The following is a 3,407-nucleotide window of genomic DNA, read 5'->3' as shown; positions in this document are numbered from 1 at the left end:
GATTACAAAATTCATATTTCTTCATACAGCCATTTTATTGTGCTAAAAAGCTACATTTAGTATTATTATTTGATGGCAAAAAATGCAAGCAATGCAAAAAGATGACTATTTGCATTGCTGCATAATTCTTATGAAGATATAATTTGTCGTTATATTATTATGATCATTATTATAATATACCTCTTATTCTATAGTAATAGTTTTTGGAATGGTTTCTATGATATGGATTTAGTAATCTATTAACCTCTTCTGGATTCTTTTTTACAGCATAATAACTAGTGATTAAGTCAAGATTAATGTTAGATAAAAATATTGTTTACAAAAATTACTTAATTTGAAAAAATAAATTCTCTTTATCAAGAAATGGTTCATACTAATTTATAGTATTCTCCCTAAATGAAGATGTTCTAAATAATTCTCATTTTGCCATCAACAAATGAATGAAAGTTTTATTAGCAGTTGCTGCTGATGCAGAAAGTAATTTTGTTAGTAACAATATCTGCTGTCAATTATAGCAAAAAACAAGCCTTAATATTATTAATAATCATTATTACAAAGCTGTTTTAATATATCTTTTTTTTCGATAATTTTGCATCAAAGACATAGAGCTATATTATATGTATCCATTGGAAGTAGCAGATTATAGCTTTGACACTGACACCATTATTACAGCAATATTGCATAATACTCTCGAAGATAAGTCTTATAAAAGAAATGCTGAGGCGTATTTAGTAAAAAAATTGCAGAATAAGTTTCAGACCTTACTAGAATTATGGTAATAAAAAAAACAGTTTTAGACAAATGATTAAAACATTGCGTTAGCAAAATAAAAAAGATTTATTATTAATGAAATAATGTTACCGTTTACATAATATTAAAACTGTATCAATAAAACCTTATAATAAAATACAAAGGCATTGAAACAGAGATTTGTACCTCTTGCTCGATACCTTAAACTACTAGATCTTGAAAAATACTTAAGTAAATATTCATACTTAATGCTAGCTAAATTATGTGCTTGAATTTACACATAAAATATATAATAATCTTGCGCATGTTACTTAATTATGATATAAAAATTAGTAATTATTAAACTTTTGCAAAATTTTCAATAAAACCATTAATGATTAACTAAACTAACTAAAAAATGATTAAATGAGTAAATTACATCAGCCTATTGAAAGCCATAAATTAACAAAATCAGAATCACAAGAACATAGACAAGATAGTAAAAAAACTGTTAATATCTGCTGCCCTTTACATCATGCTATTCAAAAAGGTGATTTAGATAAAACTCAGTCTCTTATAGACGATGGTGTAGATCCTAATGCAAAATGCCTTGGACTTGGCTTCACTGCTTTACAGATGGCTGCTATGATTGGTAATTTAAATGCTGTCAAGCTTCTTATAGACGCAGGTGCAAATCTTGATACAACAGATAAGATGAAGCAATGGACTGCTTTACATTATGCTGCTGTTGCAGGTTATTCAGAAATTGCCAAATTGCTTATACTCTCAGGTGCAAATTTTAATATAAGAGATAATAGTAAAAAAACTGCTTCCAATTTAGCTTTTGCTCAGAATCACATAGATACTGTAAATATAATTCAACTGACAATTCAATATATAGCACTAACTAAAAAAGATATAATTAAGATCTGTGAAGATACACAAATATTAGGAAGAAAATTGCCATCAGTTGCATCACATTTAGAAGAAAGTAAATTACTGGTGTTAAATATGGATTGCCTAGAAATAATATTAAGTCATATTAATAATAATAATGATCTACAATCATTAAAAAAAGCTTGTACAATTGAACTATATAAAAACTTATTAAACCATAATACAAATATGCAAGCTATAGGAGAATCTGGCGAAGAATTATACGATAATGCACAGTAAGTGAATGTTTGTATTTTAACAATATTAGTATTGTCTCACACATTAGATACCAGCTCAAGTTTATATTGAACATGGAGTAAGCCGTGCTTTAAGAAGTGACATAGCAAGTCGTTCTATTCATTGCAGAAGCGATCCCATTTTAAGTCATGAAGGCAAATATGGTGCTTAGTTTTTCATATAGTTCGGAGAAAAATTTGAAAATTACAGTAGCTTTGTTTTTTCCTTATCAAAAATGTTTTTACAAATTTGAGTCCAATGATCTTGAACAGTTTAATGTTATGTTAAAGTATCTTTTAAAAGAGAATATTAAGTTAGAAGCTTCATTGTAAGATAAGCTTATACAGCAAATACATAAACTTGAAAGTTTATTGATCAAAAAATCACTGCTAAGCGTTTGAAAAAAATCTACTAGCAAAATTGAAAACTCATGTTTCTGTAAAAATCCGGTAAGAATTAGGTTTGACATGGTAATACAGTTTACAAAAATAGAATTTTTAAGTAGAAGCAAAGGAGGAGATAGTTGAGTTATTGCAAGGCAGGGTATAATGCAAGAATTTTTTTAAAAACAATAATATTTTTAATCGTTAAATAATGAAGGAATATTATTACAAATAGGTACTGGAGAAAGAAAGCCTACAATTTGTGTAATGCTAGTAGCTATTAAAGCATTACAGAGAATATAGTTATCTAGTATTTTAGCGCAATGAGAGGTGAATGAGCAGAGGGATTTTTTAGAATACTATTTTAAATTGTGTTCTAATGTTGAGGAGCTATTAAACTTTTGCGCAAGAGAAAAGAGGTATGATACTCACAAGATTAGTATATGGACCAATACAAAAGTTTTCGTTTGACTGGTTAAGGCATGAACATAAGAAATGTAGCACATAAGGAAATCGAAAATGTGAAGTAGTAATTATAGATGAAGTCATGCTAATGGATGAAACTTGGCCACGTAACAAGATTAGATCTGTACCTGAAATAGAGCATGTAGCACATATATTATGCGGAGTAGCAAATGAATTATCTCATTTAAATAAGAAAATAATAAAGCAAGTTGATAAAATAATATATAAATGGAGAATTTAAATATGAAGATGAAGAACTAATTTTAGGAAAAGATAGCTAAACATTATATGAGTGATAGCTACGTTTTCATTATTGCAGAAGTTATAGCATATTCAGCGCTTCAAGTTTAATCTCTCAAAGAGAATGAAAATTATATAATTACTAAGAAAGATAATGGTAACTTAGATATTATTCCAGTTGATTATACAAATACATGAGTAATAAGATCCAATTATCAAATCAAGTTCTACGATGATATTTTTCGGTATTTGAATAGGAAGATTAAATAACTAACAAACAATTATTAGCTTAGAAGCAGGTAAAAAAAAGCCTCTAGAGTAGAAATTATAGCTATGGACTTGTTTTATTAAGTAATGAAATGTGTCATGGAGAATATGTTTAACTTTTTATTCATTTTGGCTTGCAGATTTCACCAA

At 27.7% G+C, this 3,407-nt stretch carries 3 protein-coding genes; all 3 read left to right on the top strand.

The annotated features are described in order from the left end of the window. The first annotated feature begins 617 nt into the window (after window positions 1-617). The 3 genes from OCHUTO_RS05935 to OCHUTO_RS05930 all read left to right on the top strand — a co-directional run bounded on the left by OCHUTO_RS05935 (window position 618) and on the right by OCHUTO_RS05930 (window position 2,991). Window positions 618-779, top strand: coding sequence for a hypothetical protein (locus OCHUTO_RS05935; RefSeq protein ID WP_156961320.1), 162 nt, complete (start codon window positions 618-620; stop codon window positions 777-779). Window positions 780-1,155: 376 nt separating this feature from the next. After that, window positions 1,156-1,905, top strand: a complete 750-nt coding sequence (locus tag OCHUTO_RS04970; RefSeq protein WP_052694669.1) for an ankyrin repeat domain-containing protein — start codon at window positions 1,156-1,158, stop codon at window positions 1,903-1,905. 927 nt (window positions 1,906-2,832) lie between these two features. Further along, window positions 2,833-2,991: a hypothetical protein gene (locus tag OCHUTO_RS05930; protein ID WP_156961319.1), complete on the top strand. Its 159-nt coding sequence runs from the start codon at window positions 2,833-2,835 to the stop codon at window positions 2,989-2,991. Window positions 2,992-3,407 lie beyond the last annotated feature (416 nt).

It is taken from the genome of Orientia chuto str. Dubai, assembly GCF_000964595.1.
GTDB lineage: Bacteria > Pseudomonadota > Alphaproteobacteria > Rickettsiales > Rickettsiaceae > Orientia > Orientia mediorientalis.
The sequence above is the reverse complement of the archived record's forward strand: the minus strand, read 5'-3'. Positions and strand labels throughout refer to the sequence as shown.

Excerpts from the sequence above, each read along its gene's own strand:
- OCHUTO_RS05935 (WP_156961320.1), top strand. The coding sequence starts at position 618 with ATGTATCCATTGGAAGTAGCAGATTATAGCTTTGACACTGACACCATT.
- OCHUTO_RS04970 (WP_052694669.1), top strand. The coding sequence starts at position 1,156 with ATGAGTAAATTACATCAGCCTATTGAAAGCCATAAATTAACAAAATCA.
- OCHUTO_RS05930 (WP_156961319.1), top strand. The coding sequence starts at position 2,833 with ATGCTAATGGATGAAACTTGGCCACGTAACAAGATTAGATCTGTACCT.